The organism is Bacillus sp. AK128, from assembly GCF_053903075.1.
On sequence record NZ_CP096379.1, the window covers coordinates 233,211 to 252,396 of the forward strand.

The 19,186-nt window shown below is 39.8% G+C and carries 17 protein-coding genes; 13 read left to right on the plus strand and 4 right to left on the minus strand.

The genetic code is table 11. The features are described 5' to 3' along the window. Nucleotides 1–48: 48 nt before the first annotated feature. The 4 genes from M1D60_RS01145 (at nucleotide 49) to M1D60_RS01160 (ending at nucleotide 3,333) form a co-directional block, all read left to right on the plus strand. Complete coding sequence (locus M1D60_RS01145) at nucleotides 49–1,353, plus strand: HD domain-containing protein (protein WP_456277399.1); 1,305 nt, start codon at nucleotides 49–51, stop codon at nucleotides 1,351–1,353. A 50-nt stretch (nucleotides 1,354–1,403) separates the two neighbouring features. Further along, nucleotides 1,404–1,907 (plus strand): YwgA family protein, encoded by a 504-nt coding sequence (locus tag M1D60_RS01150; RefSeq protein ID WP_456277400.1) that lies wholly within the window; start codon nucleotides 1,404–1,406, stop codon nucleotides 1,905–1,907. Between the two features lie 186 nt (nucleotides 1,908–2,093). Next, nucleotides 2,094–2,777, plus strand: a complete 684-nt coding sequence (locus tag M1D60_RS01155) for a site-2 protease family protein (RefSeq protein WP_456277401.1) — start codon at nucleotides 2,094–2,096, stop codon at nucleotides 2,775–2,777. Nucleotides 2,778–2,814: 37 nt separating this feature from the next. Next, nucleotides 2,815–3,333, plus strand: coding sequence for a YwhD family protein (locus tag M1D60_RS01160; RefSeq protein WP_456277402.1), 519 nt, complete (start codon nucleotides 2,815–2,817; stop codon nucleotides 3,331–3,333). A gap of 172 nt (nucleotides 3,334–3,505) precedes the next feature. Here the strand turns inward: M1D60_RS01160 and M1D60_RS01165 are convergent, their stop codons facing one another. Beyond that, nucleotides 3,506–5,581: a transglycosylase domain-containing protein gene (locus M1D60_RS01165; RefSeq protein WP_456279544.1), complete on the minus strand. Its 2,076-nt coding sequence runs from the start codon at nucleotides 5,579–5,581 to the stop codon at nucleotides 3,506–3,508. A gap of 584 nt (nucleotides 5,582–6,165) precedes the next feature. Here M1D60_RS01165 and speE point away from each other — a divergent pair. Together speE and speB are read left to right on the plus strand one after the other, a co-directional pair. After that, the gene (speE, locus tag M1D60_RS01170) at nucleotides 6,166–6,993 is read left to right on the plus strand and encodes a spermidine synthase (RefSeq protein ID WP_456277403.1); all 828 of its coding nucleotides are present in this window, start codon (nucleotides 6,166–6,168) and stop codon (nucleotides 6,991–6,993) included. A 30-nt stretch (nucleotides 6,994–7,023) separates the two neighbouring features. Continuing rightward, nucleotides 7,024–7,902, plus strand: a complete 879-nt coding sequence (gene speB, locus M1D60_RS01175) for an agmatinase (protein WP_456277404.1) — start codon at nucleotides 7,024–7,026, stop codon at nucleotides 7,900–7,902. A 342-nt stretch (nucleotides 7,903–8,244) separates the two neighbouring features. Here speB and M1D60_RS01180 read toward each other — a convergent pair whose 3' ends face one another. Beyond that, the gene (locus M1D60_RS01180; protein WP_456277405.1) at nucleotides 8,245–8,493 is read right to left on the minus strand and encodes a YetF domain-containing protein; all 249 of its coding nucleotides are present in this window, start codon (nucleotides 8,491–8,493) and stop codon (nucleotides 8,245–8,247) included. A gap of 168 nt (nucleotides 8,494–8,661) precedes the next feature. On the opposite strand from M1D60_RS01180, the gene M1D60_RS01185 reads away from it, so the two are divergent. The 3 genes from M1D60_RS01185 to M1D60_RS01195 are packed head-to-tail and all read left to right on the plus strand — an operon-like array spanning nucleotide 8,662 to nucleotide 10,998. Continuing rightward, a complete protein-coding gene (locus M1D60_RS01185; protein ID WP_456277406.1) occupies nucleotides 8,662–9,099 on the plus strand; it encodes a DUF1934 domain-containing protein in 438 nt (145 codons plus the stop codon). Continuing rightward, nucleotides 9,099–10,769, plus strand: a complete 1,671-nt coding sequence (argS, locus tag M1D60_RS01190; protein WP_456279545.1) for an arginine--tRNA ligase — start codon at nucleotides 9,099–9,101, stop codon at nucleotides 10,767–10,769. The genes M1D60_RS01185 and argS overlap by 1 nt, the downstream gene beginning before the upstream one ends. A gap of 52 nt (nucleotides 10,770–10,821) precedes the next feature. Then, on the plus strand, nucleotides 10,822–10,998 hold the full coding sequence (locus M1D60_RS01195) for a XapX domain-containing protein (RefSeq protein WP_456277407.1): 177 nt from the start codon (nucleotides 10,822–10,824) through the stop codon (nucleotides 10,996–10,998). Between the two features lie 46 nt (nucleotides 10,999–11,044). Here the strand turns inward: M1D60_RS01195 and uvsE are convergent, their stop codons facing one another. Next, complete coding sequence (gene uvsE / locus M1D60_RS01200) at nucleotides 11,045–11,998, minus strand: UV DNA damage repair endonuclease UvsE (protein WP_456277408.1); 954 nt, start codon at nucleotides 11,996–11,998, stop codon at nucleotides 11,045–11,047. A gap of 15 nt (nucleotides 11,999–12,013) precedes the next feature. Beyond that, nucleotides 12,014–13,207 carry a cardiolipin synthase gene (gene cls / locus M1D60_RS01205; protein WP_456277409.1) on the minus strand — a complete coding sequence of 398 codons (1,194 nt, stop codon included), beginning with the start codon at nucleotides 13,205–13,207 and terminating at the stop codon, nucleotides 12,014–12,016. A 184-nt stretch (nucleotides 13,208–13,391) separates the two neighbouring features. On the opposite strand from cls, the gene M1D60_RS01210 reads away from it, so the two are divergent. The 4 genes from M1D60_RS01210 (at nucleotide 13,392) to M1D60_RS01225 (ending at nucleotide 19,104) form a co-directional block, all read left to right on the plus strand. Then, entirely contained in the window at nucleotides 13,392–15,506 is a 2,115-nt protein-coding gene (locus tag M1D60_RS01210; protein WP_456277410.1) for a heterodisulfide reductase-related iron-sulfur binding cluster, read from the plus strand. Nucleotides 15,507–15,692: 186 nt separating this feature from the next. After that, nucleotides 15,693–16,877: an acetyl-CoA C-acetyltransferase gene (locus M1D60_RS01215; RefSeq protein ID WP_456277411.1), complete on the plus strand. Its 1,185-nt coding sequence runs from the start codon at nucleotides 15,693–15,695 to the stop codon at nucleotides 16,875–16,877. 125 nt (nucleotides 16,878–17,002) lie between these two features. Continuing rightward, entirely contained in the window at nucleotides 17,003–17,854 is an 852-nt protein-coding gene (locus tag M1D60_RS01220) for a 3-hydroxybutyryl-CoA dehydrogenase (protein ID WP_456277412.1), read from the plus strand. A gap of 116 nt (nucleotides 17,855–17,970) precedes the next feature. Continuing rightward, nucleotides 17,971–19,104, plus strand: coding sequence for an acyl-CoA dehydrogenase (locus tag M1D60_RS01225; protein ID WP_456277413.1), 1,134 nt, complete (start codon nucleotides 17,971–17,973; stop codon nucleotides 19,102–19,104). Nucleotides 19,105–19,186: the final 82 nt, after the last annotated feature.

Sequence of the window (19,186 nt, forward strand, 5' to 3'; positions counted from 1 at the left end):
GCTATAATAAAATTTATAAAAAATTATAACGGTTCTGGGGGTAAAAGAATGACATATCCCAATGGTAAATTAAGTGAAGAAAAGGTATTCAAAGATCCTGTTCATCGCTATATTCATGTACGAGATAAGTTGATCTGGGATTTAATTGGGACCCCGGAGTTTCAAAGACTACGTCGAATTAGGCAATTAGGGACTACGTACCTGACCTTTCATGGAGCAGAGCATAGTAGGTTTAATCATTCCTTAGGTGTTTATGAAATCATTCGCAGAATTATTGATGATGTGTTTCATGAGCGACCACAGTGGGATGACAATGAACGGATATTAAGCCTTTGTGCAGCATTACTACATGATTTAGGGCATGGCCCGTTTTCTCATGCTTTTGAAAAAGTGTTTCATTTAGATCATGAGGAGTTTACACGAGCGATTATTCTAGGTGACACTGGAATTAATAAGGTTTTGAAGCGAATGGGAGCGGATTTCCCTAAAAAGGTAGCTGAAGTGATTGAAAAAACCTATGAAAATAAGCTGGTTGTGAGTTTAATTTCAAGCCAGATTGACGCCGATCGAATGGATTACTTGCAGCGAGATGCTTATTTTACAGGGGTTAGCTATGGTCATTTTGACATGGAACGGATTTTACGTGTCATGAGACCGAGGGAAGATCAGGTTGTTATTAAAAAGAGTGGAATGCATGCGGTGGAAGACTATATTATGAGTCGCTATCAAATGTATTGGCAGGTTTATTTTCATCCGGTATCTCGGAGTGCAGAAGTGATCCTAACCAAGATTCTACATCGAGCCAAGCATTTACATCAGGATGGTTACCAATTTAAAACAGAACCAAAACACTTCTATTCCTTGTATAATAATGAAATTACAGTTCAGGATTATCTAAAGCTAGATGAATCTATTATACTGTTTTATTTCCAAGCATGGATGGAAGAGGATGATCAGGTCCTAGCTGACTTATGTAACCGATTTGTTCACCGTAATTTATTTCAATATGTGGAGTTCAATCCACATCTTCAAATGCAGCAGTGGTTGGAGCTTATTCAGCTTTTCAAAAAGGCTGGAATTGACCCAGAATATTACTTAGTTTTAGATTCTTCTTCCGATTTACCTTATGACTTTTATCGACCAGGAGAAGAGGAAGAACGGTTACCAATTCATTTGCAAATGCCGAATGGTGAATTGCGTGAACTATCACGAGAATCCGAAATTGTTGAGGCGATTTCAGGGAAGCGTCGTACCGACCATAAGCTTTATTTCCCTCAGGATATAATTGAGGATCTGTCTAGTAAGCGAAAAGTGAAAGAACAGATATTAGAAATTTTAAAGAAGCCGTATTAGAAGAAGGCTTATAGATATAGATAAATGCCGGAGTAAGGAGTGTTGGTGAGTTGTTAAAGGATCATATAAAGGTAATGAAGGTATTTGCTGAAGCTGGGGAAATTATTGGACGAAAAAAGCTTCAAAAAATGATATATATCGGAAAAAAGCTTCAGTTCCCGTTTTATGAGCGTTATGATTTTCATTTCTATGGCCCGTATTCCGAAGAATTAACACTACGCATAGAGGAGCTTTGTAATCTAGGTTTTCTTCAGGAAATGAAAGAGAAAAAGGGTGGTTATTTTCAATACCGTTATACACTAACGGAAGTAGGAGAGCAGTTCCTCAATCAAAATGACTATACGCTGCCTGATCTTAATGGCTGTATGAAAGCTATGAATGAACAAAGCTCACGGTTCTTAGAGCTTGTATCTACTGTTTTATACTTCGAAAGCCTAGACAAAGAAGAAGTGAAAGAAAAGGTATTCACCCTAAAAAGCAAGCAACGTTATACAGAAGAAGAAATCGAGGAAGCCTATCAATATATTGCTGCCCTAAAACAGCAGGTAAATTAATAGAATAAAAGATTTAATCTGGTTGGGGGTCTGGTTCCTTTCATGCATTAACGCATTGGGGGACAGGCCCCCATCACGTTAATGGGGTAAAGTGAATGATTACATAATATATGACATATTTTTGGATGATTGGTGCTAGGATTATAGTATAATGATAGACAATGATGAGTGGAAAAGGAGAATATTATGGATTTTCTTCCGTTTCAAAGCTTGGATTTACAAACGATTATTTATTTTGTGATCACCTTACTAATTGCCTTTACGCTTCATGAATTTGCCCATGCCTATGTTGCCTATAAGTTCGGGGATCCTACTGCGAAGAACCAGGGGCGCCTGACTCTATCACCGTTGAAACATTTGGATCCGATTGGAACAATCGCACTATTTATTATGGGCTTTGGTTGGGCTAAGCCAGTACCGGTAAATCGTTTCTTCTTTAAAAAGCCAAGACTGGCTGGGGTTTTGGTTTCGATTGCAGGGCCTTTAAGTAATCTAGTTCTAGCTTTTATTGGATTATTAATCTGGTTTGGCTTAATGAAGCTTGGAATCTATAATAGTGTTTCTGTTGAGACAGAGCAGTTATTGTATGGTTTTTTTAATGTGTTTATCTTAATTAATGTAGCGTTATTTGTATTTAATTTACTTCCTTTTCCACCACTTGATGGCTATCGAATCGTTGAGGATCTTGCTCCGCCGTCCGTTCGTGCAAGACTTACACAATATGAGCAGTATGGTATTATAATTTTCTTAATTCTAGTCATTACACCACTCGACCAATATACGATTCTACCAATTTTTGATACGGTCATTCCGTTTGTTACGGATACTTTAACCGTCTTCGTACTAACTTTGTTGAATATGAATGGGTGAATTCGTTAAAATGGAACACAAAGAGGAGGTCAAATCGATGGAACAGGATAAAAAGAAGAAATCAATTGGTTTTAATATTATAAAAAATGATCCAACAGACGGCCATGGAGGCTTCGGTGCAGGTGGAGCGCTTAGCTTAGATAATATTTCCCCTGTTTTTGTTGACCCTGAAGCGGAAGAGGCTTTTGTGGATATTGGAGCTATGCACGCGAGAAGTGTGGTCGAGAAGGGAATTAAGTTTTTACCAGATCGAGATAAGGTTCCCAATGGTAAATTGTATTGGTTAGTATGGGTGACGATTGAACGTACAGAAAATGGTCCATATTATGCAGGAGTTACGGCTTGTGAAATGACAGTCGATCGTGAAATACGTCGAGGCTACAAGTCTTTACCAGATCACGTGAATAAAATGGATAAATCACTTAAGCGAAAAATTATCGTGAATGATATGGATGAAAAGTCTAAGAAAGTTCTTGCCGATTTTTTACAAAAGCATGATAAAGGAATGTGGGAACGTTCTTCGGCACAATTGAAAGAAGATTTACAAGTAATATAAGAAGAAAGTCGTATTTATGACATTTTGATGAACGTTTTCATTTTTGATTGAGCTTTTTTGTGAAAAAAAGTAAACTTATTTTACAGTCTTAACACACTGTAGGACTAGGACACAAAAAATCGTAGGAGCTTTTAGGCTTCTACGGTTTTTTGTTTTTGTAATAAATTTTCCATTATGGGGAAAACCAATTCATTATTTTTTTTATAAGACCAGGCTCTGCTTTTTCCTCGTCTTCCTCATTAAGTGGTCCTTCTTCCTCATATTGATAAGGCAAATGATCCTGACAGTATTCAGTTGGTTCGGTACCTTTAACATAATAGGTTAATCTAACAACGGGACAGGTCTCGGTGGCGAGCATCCCGTTATCTGGATTGACATAAACGCCAACCACACCGGATGTCGGTTTAAAGGCATGAACAGGTTCGTCCTGAAGTGCTTCCTCCATAATGGAAGCCCATATTTCTTTTGAATAGGTCTTCTCGGCTGTTAAATCAAGCGTATGATCCCTGTCATAACCCACCCATACTCCTGTTACGAGTTTTGGCGAATAGCCAATCATCCAGCTGTCTGTACTGGTTGTTCCTGATTTTCCTGCATAAATTCTTGTTAATTGATCACTGATGGTTCGCCCTGTTACCCTCGTATAATCATTAAGCTTTTCATCAAACATTCCCGTCATCATATGGGTCGTGACAAAGGCAGCGTCTTTATCAAGTACTTGTTCGTTTGGTTTCTCGCTTTGGTAGATGACTTCACCGTGATGATTTTCAATTCTTCTAATAAAGGTTGGTTCGATTTTTTTTCCACCATTAGCTAGAATTCCATAGGCATTTACCATATCAATCATTTTGACTGTAGAAGTACCAAGTGCAAGTGAAGGAATCTTTGGTAAATCACCAGAGATTCCTAGTCTTCTACTTGTATCAATAAGTGCTTGTTCGCCAAGTGACATATGAGTTTTCACAGCGAATACATTATCCGATAAAGCAATTGCTTGCGATAATGTGATATTGTCATTTGCATAGTAATCGTTGTAATTACTTGGTGAGTAGGTCCCTTCCCCATACTGGAAAGTAGTATATTCACTTCTTAAAGTGGTGGAAGGGGTGAAGCCCTGCTCAACAGCTGTATAGTATAAAAATGGTTTGAACGATGAACCTGGCTGTCTTTTAGCTTGAGTAGCTCGGTTAAACTGGCTTTTCGTGTAATCTCTTCCGCCAATCAAAGCTTTCACTTCTCCAGTAGAAGGATGCATGACGATGACGGCAGCCTGAATTTCTGATTCAGGATTAATAATCGCCTCCGTCCTTTTTTCTGCGATTGCTTGAAGCTCTGGGTCTAGTGTTGTATAAACCTTCAGCCCACCCATTTGGATCGTTCGATCAGTGAGACTGGTGACTGATTTTAATGCATCTTTCACTGCATCCTGAAAATAAGGAGCAATATTTTGATTCTTCACATCAAATCTTCCATGGAAGCTAAGCTGTTCTGACATAATCTGTCGGGCTTCTTTTTCGTTGATCATGCTATTTTCGACCATTGAACTTACAATGACTTCTTGGCGACTTTTTGCATTGTCTAGATGATCGATAGGAGAGTAGTGGCTAGGCCCCTTCGGAATACCAGCAAGCATGGTTGCTTCACTTATGGTCAGCTCCTTGGCATGTTTATTAAAGTAAAAGTTAGCAGCTGCCTCAATTCCGTAGGCACCATGGCCGTAATATATGGTATTTAAATAGCCTTCAATAATTTGTTCTTTTGAATAGTTCAATTCAAGACGAATCGTATAAAGAGCTTCCGTTAGCTTTCGTTTCCACGTTTTATCATGCTCTAAAAATAAATTACGGGCATACTGCTGTGAGATTGTACTAGCTCCCTGCACTTTTGCCATAGCCTTTATATCCGCAAGTGCCGCACCGGCAATTCGAATATAATCAAACCCTTGGTGCTCATAAAATCGTTTATCTTCAATTGAAATAGTCGCATTCACGAGATGGGGTGAGATTTCTGAAAGGGGTACCCAATAGCGGGTTTGACCTTGATGACTCTCACCAATAATCGTTCCGTCCGAACCATAATAAATAGTCGACTGTGGAACCGCGAGCGGTGGTGGTCCTTCAACCTTAGCGTAAAGAAGTAACCCTAGCACCCCAACAAATCCTAAGATTAATAGAAACAACCCTATAAAAAAAAGGGCCCGGATATATTTTAACGTCAGTCTTAATCGTCTATTCGTGATAACCTCCAACATACTCACCTGCCCACAAATCCCAAAGGATAAAATAAAGAACAAAAGGCGCAAGCGCCCCGTTTTGCCCCGACAAGCAAATGTTACTTTGACAAAGAAAAGGCGGTTTTACCTTTTATTTGTCAAAGGGTTATTTGACCTCGAGGGGCTGGGTGCTGGAGCTAGATTACTACCAACACCGTAAAACAATAGACTACAAATTGATATAAATTCTGATATTAAAACAAAGACTTTACCAGTATTGAGAAAAAACGGATTATTTAAACCTATTAATTAAATCAAAATCGCAATAATTTAACACTTTAAAGCGGTGGGGGCCTGGCCCCCACCGCTTTAAAGTGTTGATGTAAAAAAGTTCGTGAAAAAATTTCAAAAATATATCAGAAAATTTTTGCTTGCTTTTTTAATAGATTCCTCTATACTTTGATTTGCTGAATATTTTTACAGCAATGGTTAACTTTACATATAAAGGGATAAAGATGGTTTTTATTCGGCCCAAACGGGTACGATAACATAGTAAGAATTAGCGGTTGTTAAAGAGTCTTTAGCCCGGCTAAGGGATATATTAGAAAGGTGTGAATGATATGGGATTATGGTTTACAGAGAAGCAAACGGAGAATTTTGGAATTACGTTAAAGATTAAGCAAACCTTACATACGGAGCAAACGGATTTTCAAAAGCTAGATATGGTAGAGACTGAAGAGTTTGGAAACATGCTTTTACTAGATGGAATGGTAATGACGTCTCAGAAAGACGAGTTTGTCTATCATGAAATGGTTGCACACATTCCTTTATTTACTCATCCGAATCCAGAAAACGTCCTTGTCGTGGGTGGAGGAGATGGTGGTGTTATTCGTGAAGTATTAAAACACCCAAGCGTAAAGAAGGCTACTCTTGTTGATATTGATGGCAAAGTAATCGAGTACTCTAAAAAGTTTTTACCTGAAATTGCTGGTAAGCTAGAAGACCCACGTGTAGATGTGAAGGTTGGCGACGGCTTCATGCATATTGCAGAAAGTGAAAACGAGTATGACGTAATCATGGTTGATTCAACAGAGCCAGTTGGACCGGCAGTAAATCTATTCACAAAAGGCTTTTATGCTGGAATCTCTAGAGCTCTTAAGGAAGACGGTATTTTCGTTGCACAATCGGACAACCCTTGGTTCACTCCGGATTTAATTAGAAATGTACAGCGTGATGTTCGTGAAATCTTCCCGTTAACTCGCCTTTACATTGCGAATATCCCAACGTACCCAAGTGGAATGTGGACATTTACAATGGGATCTAAGAAATACGATCCACTTGAAGTAGCAGAAGACCGTTTCCATGAAATTGATACAAAATATTACACAAAAGAGTTACATAAAGCAGCCTTCGTTTTACCGAAGTTTGTTAGTGACTTAACGAAATAATAGATAAACTCGGTTTAGGGAGGGTTTTACATGCGTTTTGATGAAGCCTATTCAGGTAAGGTTTTTATAAAAAGTCATCCTAATTTTGAAGAAAGTAGTGTCGTTCTTTATGGGATGCCAATGGACTGGACGGTTTCCTATCGTCCAGGCTCTCGCTTTGGTCCAGCTCGTATTCGTGAGGTATCGATTGGTCTAGAGGAATATAGTGTATACCTTGATCGTGAGCTTGAGGAAATTAAATATTACGATGCAGGAGATATTCCACTTCCTTTTGGTAACCCACAAAAAAGCATTGAGATGATTGAAGAATTTGTAGACCAAGTACTAGCAGAAGGCAAGTATCCACTTGGAATGGGCGGAGAGCATCTCGTTTCATGGCCGGTTATAAAAGCTATGCACAAAAAGTACCCTGATTTAGCAATCATTCATATGGATGCACATACCGACCTTCGTGAGCACTATGAAGGAGAACCGCTATCTCATTCAACTCCAATTCGTAAAGCTGCCGACCTTATTGGACCTGAGAATGTCTTTTCGTTTGGAATTCGTTCAGGAATGAAGGAAGAGTTTGAATGGGCTAAAAATGTAGGGATGCATATCTCAAAATTCGAAGTCCATCAGCCATTAAAAGAAATTCTGCCAAAACTAGCAGGCCGGCCTGTTTATGTAACAATTGATATCGATGTCCTAGACCCAGCTCATGCACCTGGAACAGGAACAGTCGACGCTGGTGGAATTACTTCAAAAGAACTACTAGCTTCGATCCAAGAAATTGCACATTCAGATGTTAACGTAGTAGGCTCAGATTTAGTAGAAGTTGCACCCATCTATGACCATTCCGAACAAACAGCCAACACCGCAAGCAAAATCATCCGTGAAATGCTATTAGGTTGGGCTTTGAAGAAGTAGGATTGAGATATATATACTAGGGATTTAGTAAAGAGGTTATTGTTTGTAAAAGTCCTTTGAGGACATTTAGGTTTATATATGTGTTATGTTATAATATTTAGTTGATTGGAGCGGAAGGTACTCGACTCCTGCGGGAGATGAGGGAAGTGTGAGACCCCGCAGGCACAGCCGAGGAGGCTCACATCCCTCCCCGCGGAAAGCGAGTACCTGCAGCGGAAATCAACGGATCCAATATTTAATTCATTTCTTTGTGAAAAATACAGATTATCCGAAAACAGCAGCTTAAAAAAGCTACATCCCTAATAAAACTAGGATGTAGCTTTTCTTATTAAAAACGAACCTTTAATGAAACAACTGCGGCGTCTGAATCTTCTGCTGCTTCTCCGTAATCATCAACTGTTTGCTTCTATTGATAGAAGCAAAAAACACATCCTCCAGCTTTTGAATGCCTTTCTTCTGCAATTCCTGAACCAACCATTGCTGATCTAAAGAAAACTCATCTAAAACCGTTTCATAGAGCTGTCCTTCTACAATTAGGGGATAACCAATTGATATGCTAGGATCTTGAATTTGGAGGTCTTTTCTCGTCACAGGGGTATGGGGTGCCTTTTTCAGTATATCTATTTTTTACCAAACGCAAAGTATTATTCGAAAAGAGGTACGCGGAACGAAATTTGTACATTGCATGTATGTGATGTTGAAACTTTGCAGAGTTATCTATATACTTATAAAGTTATACTGGATAGGGATGTGAGAAGGTTGGGACAAGCGATAAAGATCCCGGTTGAGATCTTGTTTTCTAGTGAAATAAAGGATCAGGATGACAGAACCCATCTATCATTTGAAACAACGGGTCTATACTACATAAAAGAAGGTCAATACTATTTAATGTTTGATGAAAGGCTTGAAGGAACAGGGCCGATTAAAACGACGATTAGATGGGGAAAAGAAGAGGCTTGGATTAAGCGGTCAGGCTCGGTTAATATGAGAATTCCGTTTGAGCTTCATAAGAAAACAAAAGGGATTCATGAAACGCCTGAAATCAAGTTAGAAGTAACCGCAAACACCGAACAACTTTATCATACATGGGATGAACAGAATCGTAACGGGCTGTTCAGCTTAACATATACACTAAGAATGCAAGGACAATTAGTCGGATTGTACAAGCTCGACATTCAATTTAAGGAGGAATCATGATGAATGTAGTCGATCAAATAAAAGAAAGCCTAAAGCAAGAAATAAAAGCAGCGGTTTTAAAGGCAGGACTTGCTACAGAAGAGCAAATTCCTGATGTGATTTTGGAGCTTCCAAAAGAAAAGGCTCACGGCGATTATGCTACAAACATGGCGATGCAGCTTGCGAGAGTCGCAAAAAAAGCACCTCGTGCGATTGCAGAAGAAATCGTTAAAAATATCGATGAGACAAAGGCTTCCATCGAAAAAATTGAAATTGCAGGACCAGGATTTATTAATTTTTATATGAATAATCGTTATTTAGCCGACTTAATTCCGACCATTTTAAAAGCAGGGGATGCTTACGGTCAAGCAACAGGCAGTAAGAATGAAAAAGTAAATGTCGAATTTGTTTCAGCGAATCCAACAGGAGATCTTCACTTAGGTCATGCTCGTGGTGCGGCAGTTGGGGATTCACTTTGCAATATCCTTGAAAAAGCAGGCCATCAAGTAACGAGAGAATACTATATCAATGATGCCGGAAATCAAATTCATAACCTAGCTCTTTCTGTGGAAGCTCGTTATTTCCAGGCACTGGGTCAGGATAAGGAAATGCCTGAGGATGGCTATCATGGTGCCGATATTATTGAGATCGGTAAACAGTTAGCTAGTGAGTTTGGTGAGAAGTACATACAGGCAACTGAAGAAGAAAGATACCAATTCTTCCGTCAATATGGTTTAAAATATGAGCTGGCCAAGCTTCAAAAGGACTTAGAAAGCTTCCGTGTACCTTTTGATTTATGGTATTCAGAAACGTCTCTATATGAAAACGGTAAAATTGATGACGCGCTACACACACTCCGTGAAAAAGGGATGATTTTTGAACTTGATGGTGCAACCTGGTTACGTTCAACTGATTACCAAGATGATAAGGATCGTGTGTTAATAAAAAATGATGGGTCTTATACATATTTAACACCAGATATTGCCTATCATAAGGATAAGCTAGAAAGAGGACATGAAAAGCTTATTAATATTTGGGGAGCAGATCATCACGGATACATTCCTAGAATGAAGGCTGCAATTCAGTCATTAGGCTTCGGGCCAGATGTGTTAGAAGTCGAAATCATTCAGATGGTTCAGCTTTACCAAAACGGTGAAAAGGTAAAGATGTCAAAACGTACCGGTAAGGCAGTCACTCTTCGTGAGTTGATGGAGGAAGTAGGCGTTGATGCAATGCGCTATTTCTTTGCAATGAGAAGTGCAGATTCACATATGGATTTTGATATGGATTTAGCCGTGTCTAAATCAAATGAGAATCCTGTTTACTATGCACAATATGCGCACGCACGAATTAGTAGCATCTTACGTCAAGGAGAGGAACTGAATCTACAAGTAACGGATGAATTAAACCTTGACCTTGTTCAATCGGAAAAAGAATTTGAGTTATTGAAAAAGCTTGGTGAGTTTCCTGCAGCGATTATGGAAGCAGCCGAAAAGCGGATGCCACACCGAATCACCAACTATGTGTTTGAATTAGCATCAACCTTACACAGCTTTTACAATGCGGAAAAGGTTCTAGATTCCGAGCAAGTTGAGCTAAGTAAGGTACGCCTTGCGTTAATGAAGACGGTACAAATAACGTTGAAAAATTCATTAGCCTTGATTGGAGTATCTGCTCCAGAAAAAATGTAAATTCGTCTGTCCTAAGTAGATAGGTTTAGCTAGAAAGGATGTTATGTCATCTATGAAGGAAGTTATTCTATCCTTACTCACAGGTATTATCGTTGGGTTTCTGTTTGCACTCATGAAGCTTCCCATTCCTGCTCCTCCTGCATTAGCAGGAGTCACCGGGATTGTTGGGGTGTATTTAGGCTTTAAGTTGTTCACTTGGTTATCCCCACTTTTACCTTGGGTAAAATAAGAAAATCCTTCTCTTTCATCGGAGAAGGATTTTTTGCTGTATTAGCTTACCATTCCACTGTACCACCCCGAATCCGTTTTACACCCCGAATCTTTGATACCTCTTCCACAAGCTTAAGTAATGCCCGGTCCTTTTCTTTAGCTTCAATCATAATGTCAAAATCAGAGCCGATCGATTTGGCTAAAGTTAAAAATGGCATGATAAAATCTAAGCTTACATAATCGGCATGATGTCTAAACTGCCCTTCAGATTTTGGAGAAGAAAGATGAACCTTAGGAATCAGTCCAAACTCTTCCCATGTCTTATATATTTCAGGTAAAAGCTCTTCTAACGGTTCTTCACTCAAGTTAGCAAGATGATGATGGTAATCAAACAGAACGGGAACTCCGTGGCGTTGACAGACCTTTAACGTTTCAGTAGTGGTATAGGTTTTATCATCATTTTCTAAGGTCATTCTTTTTTTGATGTGTCCTGGCAAAAGCTTAATATTATCATCAAACCGATTAAGTGCCTGTTCCTTATCCCCATAGGCACCACCAATATGGATATTAATTAAGCTCCGGTCTTCAATGCCCATCGCTTTAAAAATCTTATAATGGTATTTCATATCTTCCACAGCGTTCAAGGTGACTTGTTCACGATCACTCGTAAAAAGAGTGAATTGATTAGGGTGAAGACTGACCCGTAAATGATGTTGCTTCACAAGCTCACCTAGATCCTTGAAATCCTCCTGCAAATCCTTTATATAATTCCATTTTACTTCTGGATGGGTTGCTAATGGAACAATAGAAGAAGACATTCGATATAGCTCAATTTCATGGGCAATGTTATAAAGTAGCGCCCGTTTGGTGTTATAGATATTTTGCTTAGCAATTTGAATGAGACGTGTTTTCCGTTCATCCTTCTTCAGCTTTTTCCAATTGGTAAAGGTAATCGTTTTAGAAGGAGAGCTATCCCATAAAGAAAGGGCAGTAGCCACATACCCAAATCGAATACGCATGGTTAAAGCCCCCTTTTATAACAACCCAGAAACAAGGGTTGAGAATGCCTCTTTACCCTTTTGCAGGAAGGTTCGATTTTTTAATAATTCAAAAGTCACCTCTTCTGAAGACTCGATATCTTGTAACATAATCGCTCTAACTTGGCGGATAAACTGCTGGTCATAGATCAAACAGTTAATTTCATGGTTGAGGTAAAGGCTTCTCTTATCAAAATTGGCTGTTCCAATATCACACACTTGATCGTCCACTACAATCACCTTTGCATGGAAAAAACCTGAATAATAACGGTGAATCTTACAGCCTGCGTCTAATAGAGGCTTAAAATAATGAAAGGCAGCTTCTTTAACTAAAGGGTGATCACCTTTAAAAGGAATGATGACCTTAATATTTACACCGCGTTTAGCTGCTTGAAGGACCTCGGTGAATAATGCATGACTTGGAATGAAATAGGGTGTTCCAATGATAATTTCCTTTTTTGCTTCCTTAATGAGATTAATAAAAACGGATTCAAGGTAGACTGCGTTCGTTGGCACAATCTTATGTTTGATAGCTCCACTGTGAAGTGTAGGGAAAAAGTTTGTGTTAGTAGGTAATTTCTTTTTAGTAGCATCGTCCCAGTCATACACAAACTGTTTTTGGAGATCCTGTACTCCTTCTCCTTCAATTTTCAAATGGTAATCACGCCAATCCCCGAATTTTGGGTCAAGACCTATATACTCTTTACCAATATTAAACCCACCTAGGTAGCCTATTTTCCCATCAATAACCGCAATCTTACGATGATTTCGCTCATTTAACGAATAAAATAAAAAAGGAAGCTTAGGTATGTGACAAAATGAAAAAAGAACTCCATTTTCTTTAAGTTCCTTCTTCATTTTCTTTGTTATCCGTTTGCTTCCGACCCAGTCTAATAAAAGTCTTACTTCAATGCCATCTTTTGCTTTTTTTTTCAAGATATTTAAGAATTCCTTACTTATTTCATCATCCTTAACAATGTAAAAGAGTATATGAATATGGTTCGTAGCTTGCTCTAGTTGCTCAAAAAGATCTTTATATAATTGTTGACCGGTTATAAATAAGGAAATATCACTATTCCTGATTGGGTATTCTTGTTTTTTAACTTTTTTTATATGGAAAAATCGGCCAAGCCGGTAATCAATTGCAATCCATAAAAATAGAATGAAAAGTATGAGTAGTGCGAGTTTCATTACTATTCCTCCTTATTAACAATGACTATTAGTTTCACCTAAAGAAAAGAATTGATTCATTTACAGATAAAAGCATATTGACTGAATGCTCATTCATATTATAATAGAGGTAGGAGCTTAGTAGTCTGAAAATTAATACTGTTTTAGTAACGACTATGAATATAACAGAGAAAGGGGTCATCACATGAGTGGACTTTTATGGGTCAATCTAATTGCATTTTTGATTGTAACCGCTTACGCTGCACACTTATTTATTTACTTAATTCGGACACGCTTATCTTACATTAAACTTGGTAGAAAAGTGGAGTTTGATGGAAAGTTTAAGGAACGAATGGACAAAATATGGGTCAATGTATTTGGTCAGAAAAAACTATTAAAGGATAAGAAAAGTGGAATTATTCACGTTATGTTCTTTTACGGATTTATTCTTGTCCAGTTTGGCGCGATTGATTTTATTTGGAAAGGGATTGCACCAGGTTCACATTTACCACTAGGACCTTTATACCCTGCTTTTACCTTCTTCCAGGAGATTGTTACGTTTATGATTTTAATAGCGGTCGTATGGGCTTTCCACCGTCGCTATGTTGAAAAATTAGTTCGTCTAAAAAGAGGTTTCAAATCAGGCCTAGTACTTTTATTCATCGGTGGTTTGATGATTTCGGTTCTGTTAGGAAATGGGATGGGACTCATTTGGCATGATCATCCTCTAACATGGAGTGAGCCGATTGCTTCTGGCTTTGCTTTTATTCTTGGTGGAATTAGCGAAACAGCATCGATTGTCATTTTTTACATCGCATGGTGGATTCACCTATTGTTCTTGTTAACTTTCTTGGTTTATGTACCACAATCCAAGCATGCCCACTTAATTGCTGGACCTGCTAACGTATTCTTCAACCGTCTTTCAAAGCCAGGAAAGCTTGAAAAAATTGATTTTGAAGACGAAACGAAGGAATCATTCGGGGTTGGAAAAATTGAGGAATTTACTCAATCACAATTAATTGATTTATATGCCTGTGTGGAGTGTGGACGCTGTACTAACATGTGTCCAGCAACAGGAACCGGAAAAATGCTATCTCCAATGGATTTAATCTTAAAATTGCGTGATCACTTAACGAATACAGGTGCGGTGGTTACATCAAAATCACCTTGGGTTCCGGCTGTAGCATTTTCAAACACACAAGGAAACCAATTAGCGATGATGGCTTCTGGTAAAGGTGTAGAAGAATCTGCAAGTGCTCTTGATATGTATAGCCCAAGCTTAATCGGTGAAGTCATTACAGAAGAAGAGATTTGGGCTTGTACGACCTGTCGTAACTGTGAGGATCAATGTCCGGTTATGAACGAGCATGTAGATAAGATTATTGACATGCGTCGTTACCTTGTCTTAACAGAAGGTAAAATGGATGCTGATGCTCAACGTGCAATGACAAACATCGAACGTCAAGGAAATCCTTGGGGCTTAAACCGTAAAGAGCGTGAGGATTGGAGAGACGCTCGTGAGGATGTTGTCATTCCAACTGTAAAAGAACTAAGTAAGCAAGGTGAAGAATTTGAATACTTATTCTGGGTTGGTTCAATGGGATCTTACGATAACCGAAGCCAAAAAATTGCACTATCATTTGCGAAGCTTTTAAATGAAGCTGGTGTGAAGTTTGCTATCTTAGGAAATAAAGAAAAGAACTCAGGGGATACGCCTCGTCGTTTAGGAAATGAGTTTTTATTCCAAGAGCTTGCGACTAAGAATATTGAAGAGTTTGAAAAGAATGAGATTAAAAAGATTGTGACGATTGATCCTCATGCTTATAATATATTTAAGAATGAGTATCCAGATTTTGGACTAGAAGCAGAAGTGTATCACCATACAGAACTTTTAGCAGAACTTGTAAAAGAGGGACGCTTAAAGCCACAGTATGAAGTGAATGAGACGATTACGTTCCATGACTCCTGTTATTTAGGCCGATATAATGAAGTGTATGATCCACCGCGTGAAATTCTAAAAGCTATTCCTGGTGTGAAGCTAGTGGAAATGGAACGTAACCGTGAAACGGGAATGTGTTGTGGAGCTGGTGGAGGCTTAATGTGGATGGAAGAGGACGCTGGTTCTAGAATTAACGTAACACGTACAGAACAGGCATTAGCGGTCAACCCATCTGTCATTAGTAGTGGATGTCCTTACTGCTTAACGATGATTAGTGATGGAACAAAGGCTAAAGAAGTAGAAGAAACTGTTCAAACACTAGATGTTGTTGAGATATTAGAAAAATCAGTAGTGGGTGAAGTGAAGGAATTGGCTTCTTAAACGATAGTCTAAGTCTAGTAATCTATGAATATAATAAGAGGTGTACGATTGCCGTACACCCCTTTTTTGAAAATGAGTTGAGCGAGCGTTCAGTCGATTTAAGGAAGAATGGATTTAGGGTTTATTTTATAGGTAATTTCACGGCGATTGTGTAAGCGTTTACTTTTATAGATGGGGGAGATGGGGATGACTAGAACAGTTATTTTGAGTGGTGTTCGGACACCGTTTGGAAAATTTGGTGGAGGTCTAAGTTCATTTACAGCAGCAGAGCTTGGTGGCTTTGCGGTGAAAGAGGCATTGAACCGAGCAAATGTAAATCCAGAGGAAGTGCAGGAAGTAATTCTTGGTTCGGTGTTACAAGGAGGCCAAGGTCAGCTTCCGTCACGTCAGGCATCTAGAAATGCAGGTTTACCATGGAACGTCAAAACGGAGACGATTAACAAGGTATGCGCTTCAGGGATGAGAAGTGTAACGTTAGCCGATCAGATGATTCGAATTGGTGATGAGGAAGTGATCGTTGCAGGTGGTATGGAATCGATGAGTAACGCTCCATATATTTTACCGAAAGCTCGCTTTGGGCTCCGCATGGGAGATGCTGCCGTCACCGATTTAATGGTTTATGACGGATTGACCTGCTCATTTGAGGGTGTTCATATGGGTGAGTATGGAAATGGAGTAGCGAGCGAAATGGGTCTAACCCGTGAAGCTCAAGATGAATGGGCATTACGTAGTCAACAATTAGCCGTGGATGCGATTGCATCAGGAAGATTAGCAGAAGAAATTGTTCCGATTGAAGTTCCAGTCCGAAAAGGAGAGCCAATTGTCATCAAGAATGATGAGGCGCCAAGGAAAGAAACATCAATAGAGGCATTAAGCAAGCTCAAGCCAGTGTTTGGTGCAGACGGAACAATCACTGCGGGTAATGCTCCAGGAGTCAATGATGGTGCTGCGGCACTCGTCCTCATGAGTGAAGACAGAGCGATTCAGGAAGGCAGAACACCTCTTGCGACCATCATTGGTCACACAGCCATTGCAGTCGAGGCCAAGGACTTCCCGAAGACACCAGGTCTAGTCATCAACGAGCTACTAAAGAAAACAGGAAAAAGTTTAGAGGAAATCGACCTCTTTGAAGTAAATGAAGCATTCGCAGCAGTAGCCCTAGCAAGCAAAGAAATAGCAGGACTCGATCCAAACAAAGTCAACGTGAACGGAGGAGCCGTTGCCCTAGGACACCCAATCGGAGCAAGTGGAGCAAGAATCATCCTCACCCTCGCCCACGAACTCAAACGCAGAGGTGGCGGCATCGGCATCGCCTCCATCTGCTCAGGCGGCGGCCAAGGCGACGCCATCATGATCGAAGTCCCACGTTAACACACTAAAGCAGTGGGGGCCTGTCCCCCATCGCGGTGACGCTGTAAAGTGCTGGGGGCCTGTCCCCCACTACGTTAATTGGTTAAAGCGAAATTCAAATACATAGAAAAAGAGGAGGGCTAGAGATGAATGTTCAGAAAATCATGGTTATTGGAGCCGGACAAATGGGTTCAGGAATCGCTCAGGTTTGCGCAATGGCTGGATATGAGGTCACACTACATGATCTAAAGCCAGAATTTGTGGAAAAGGGTATGGGAGTCATTCAGAAGAATTTAGCTCGTCAGGTTGAAAAGGGAAGGCTGTCAGAGGAAGACCAAACAGCGACATTAAATAGAATTTCAAGCTCAACGGATCTAACAAATGCTAAAGCAGTAGATCTTGTGATTGAAGCAGCTGTGGAAAACATGGAGATCAAAACCAAGCTATTCGCTGAATTAGATGAAATAGCACCTGAACATGCGATACTAGCTACCAATACATCTTCACTACCTATAACTGAAATCGCTGCAGCGACTAAAAGACCTGAACAGGTAATTGGAATGCACTTTATGAACCCTGTTCCTGTCATGAAGCTAGTTGAGATTATTAGAGGACTTGCAACAGCTGATGAAGTGTATAACACGATTGAAGAAATTACGAAAAAGTTAGCAAAGGTACCAGTGGAAGTGAACGATTTCCCTGGATTCGTTTCAAACCGAATTCTTATGCCAATGATCAACGAAGCAATCTACACCCTTTATGAAGGAGTAGCAACTGTAGAAGCAATTGATGAGGTGATGAAGCTAGGAATGAACCATCCAATGGGTCCTCTGACACTTGCCGACTTTATAGGCTTAGATACATGCCTATACATCATGGAAACCTTACATGAAGGGTTCGGAGATGATAAATATCGACCATGTCCACTCCTTCGTAAATACGTAAAGGCAGGCTGGTTAGGCAAAAAGACCGGTCGTGGATTTTACACGTATCAATAAATGGTAGTGGCTTTAGTGCTTTAACGGAATGGGGGCCAGGCCCCCACTAAAGTAACGCGTTAAAGCAGCGGGGGTCAGGCCCCCGGTGCGTTAGTGTGTTAAAGGAGGATTACAGCATGAATTTAAGATTCACCGAAGAGCAAGAGATGATGAGGAAGATGGTTCAAGATTTTGCTGATGGAGAGGTTTCTCCTTTTGTACCTAGGATGGAGGCTGGTGAGTTCCCACGTCCAGTTTTAAAGAAAATGGGTGAGCTTGGATTAATGGGGATTCCGGTTCCTGAGAAGTATGGCGGAGCCGAGATGGATTTTGTTTCGTATATAATTGCGATTCATGAAATCTCAAAAGTAAGTGCTACCCTTGGGGTTATCTTATCTGTTCATACTTCTGTGGGGACTAATCCAATCCTATATTTTGGAACGGAGGAGCAAAAGCAGAAGTATATACCTAAACTTGCTTCAGGTGAATACTTAGGTGCCTTTGCGCTAACAGAACCAAGCTCTGGGTCAGATGCAGCGAGTCTTAGAACACGTGCTATTAAAGAAGGAGATTCTTATATTCTTAATGGCTCCAAAATGTTTATTACAAATGGTGGGGAAGCTGATACGTATATCGTATTTGCGAGAACTAATCCTGAAATAGCTGGTAGTAAAGGAATCTCTGCTTTTATTGTTGAGAAGGATACTCCTGGTCTCATTATTGGTAAAGATGAACACAAAATGGGCCTTCATGGTTCCAGGACCGTTGAATTGATATTTGAGAACGCGAGGGTCCCTCAAGAGAATCTCCTGGGTAATGAGGGAGAAGGTTTTAAGGTTGCGATGGCAAACTTAGACGTGGGACGGATTGGGATTGCCGCACAAGCACTAGGAATTGCAGAAGCTGCCCTAGAGCATTCGGTAGAATACGCAAAACAGCGTCACCAGTTCGGGAAGCCGATTATTGATCAGCAAGGGATAGGATTTAAGCTTGCGGATATGGCGACAAGCGTAGAGGCTGCCAAACTATTAATCTACCGTGCAGCAGAGCTTCGAATGAAAGGCCAATCATGTACGGTGGAGTCCTCAATGGCAAAGTTATTTGCCTCAAAAGCAGCAGTAGATGTAACAACAGAGGCGATCCAAGTCTTTGGAGGCTATGGATATACAAAGGAATATCCAGTCGAACGCTTTTTCAGAGATGCGAAAATATGTGAAATATATGAAGGCACAAGTGAAATTCAACGTATTGTAATCGGTAAAAATCTATAAATATAAAATTTAACTAGGTAACGCATTAACGCAATGGGGGCCAGGCCCCCGGTACGTTAATGTGCTAAAGGAAAGAGGAGGA

What these genes read in the sequence shown, in the direction of transcription:
- M1D60_RS01215 (WP_456277411.1), top strand. Translation starts at nt 15,693, where the DNA reads ATGACTAGAACAGTTATTTTGAGTGGTGTTCGGACACCGTTTGGAAAA.
- M1D60_RS01225 (WP_456277413.1), top strand. Translation starts at nt 17,971, where the DNA reads ATGAATTTAAGATTCACCGAAGAGCAAGAGATGATGAGGAAGATGGTT.
- M1D60_RS01160 (WP_456277402.1), top strand. Translation starts at nt 2,815, where the DNA reads ATGGAACAGGATAAAAAGAAGAAATCAATTGGTTTTAATATTATAAAA.
- speE (WP_456277403.1), top strand. Translation starts at nt 6,166, where the DNA reads ATGGGATTATGGTTTACAGAGAAGCAAACGGAGAATTTTGGAATTACG.
- cls (WP_456277409.1), bottom strand. Translation starts at nt 13,207, where the DNA reads ATGAAACTCGCACTACTCATACTTTTCATTCTATTTTTATGGATTGCA.
- M1D60_RS01155 (WP_456277401.1), top strand. Translation starts at nt 2,094, where the DNA reads ATGGATTTTCTTCCGTTTCAAAGCTTGGATTTACAAACGATTATTTAT.
- uvsE (WP_456277408.1), bottom strand. Translation starts at nt 11,998, where the DNA reads ATGCGTATTCGATTTGGGTATGTGGCTACTGCCCTTTCTTTATGGGAT.
- argS (WP_456279545.1), top strand. Translation starts at nt 9,099, where the DNA reads ATGAATGTAGTCGATCAAATAAAAGAAAGCCTAAAGCAAGAAATAAAA.
- M1D60_RS01195 (WP_456277407.1), top strand. Translation starts at nt 10,822, where the DNA reads ATGAAGGAAGTTATTCTATCCTTACTCACAGGTATTATCGTTGGGTTT.
- M1D60_RS01145 (WP_456277399.1), top strand. Translation starts at nt 49, where the DNA reads ATGACATATCCCAATGGTAAATTAAGTGAAGAAAAGGTATTCAAAGAT.
- M1D60_RS01220 (WP_456277412.1), top strand. Translation starts at nt 17,003, where the DNA reads ATGAATGTTCAGAAAATCATGGTTATTGGAGCCGGACAAATGGGTTCA.
- speB (WP_456277404.1), top strand. Translation starts at nt 7,024, where the DNA reads ATGCGTTTTGATGAAGCCTATTCAGGTAAGGTTTTTATAAAAAGTCAT.
- M1D60_RS01210 (WP_456277410.1), top strand. Translation starts at nt 13,392, where the DNA reads ATGAGTGGACTTTTATGGGTCAATCTAATTGCATTTTTGATTGTAACC.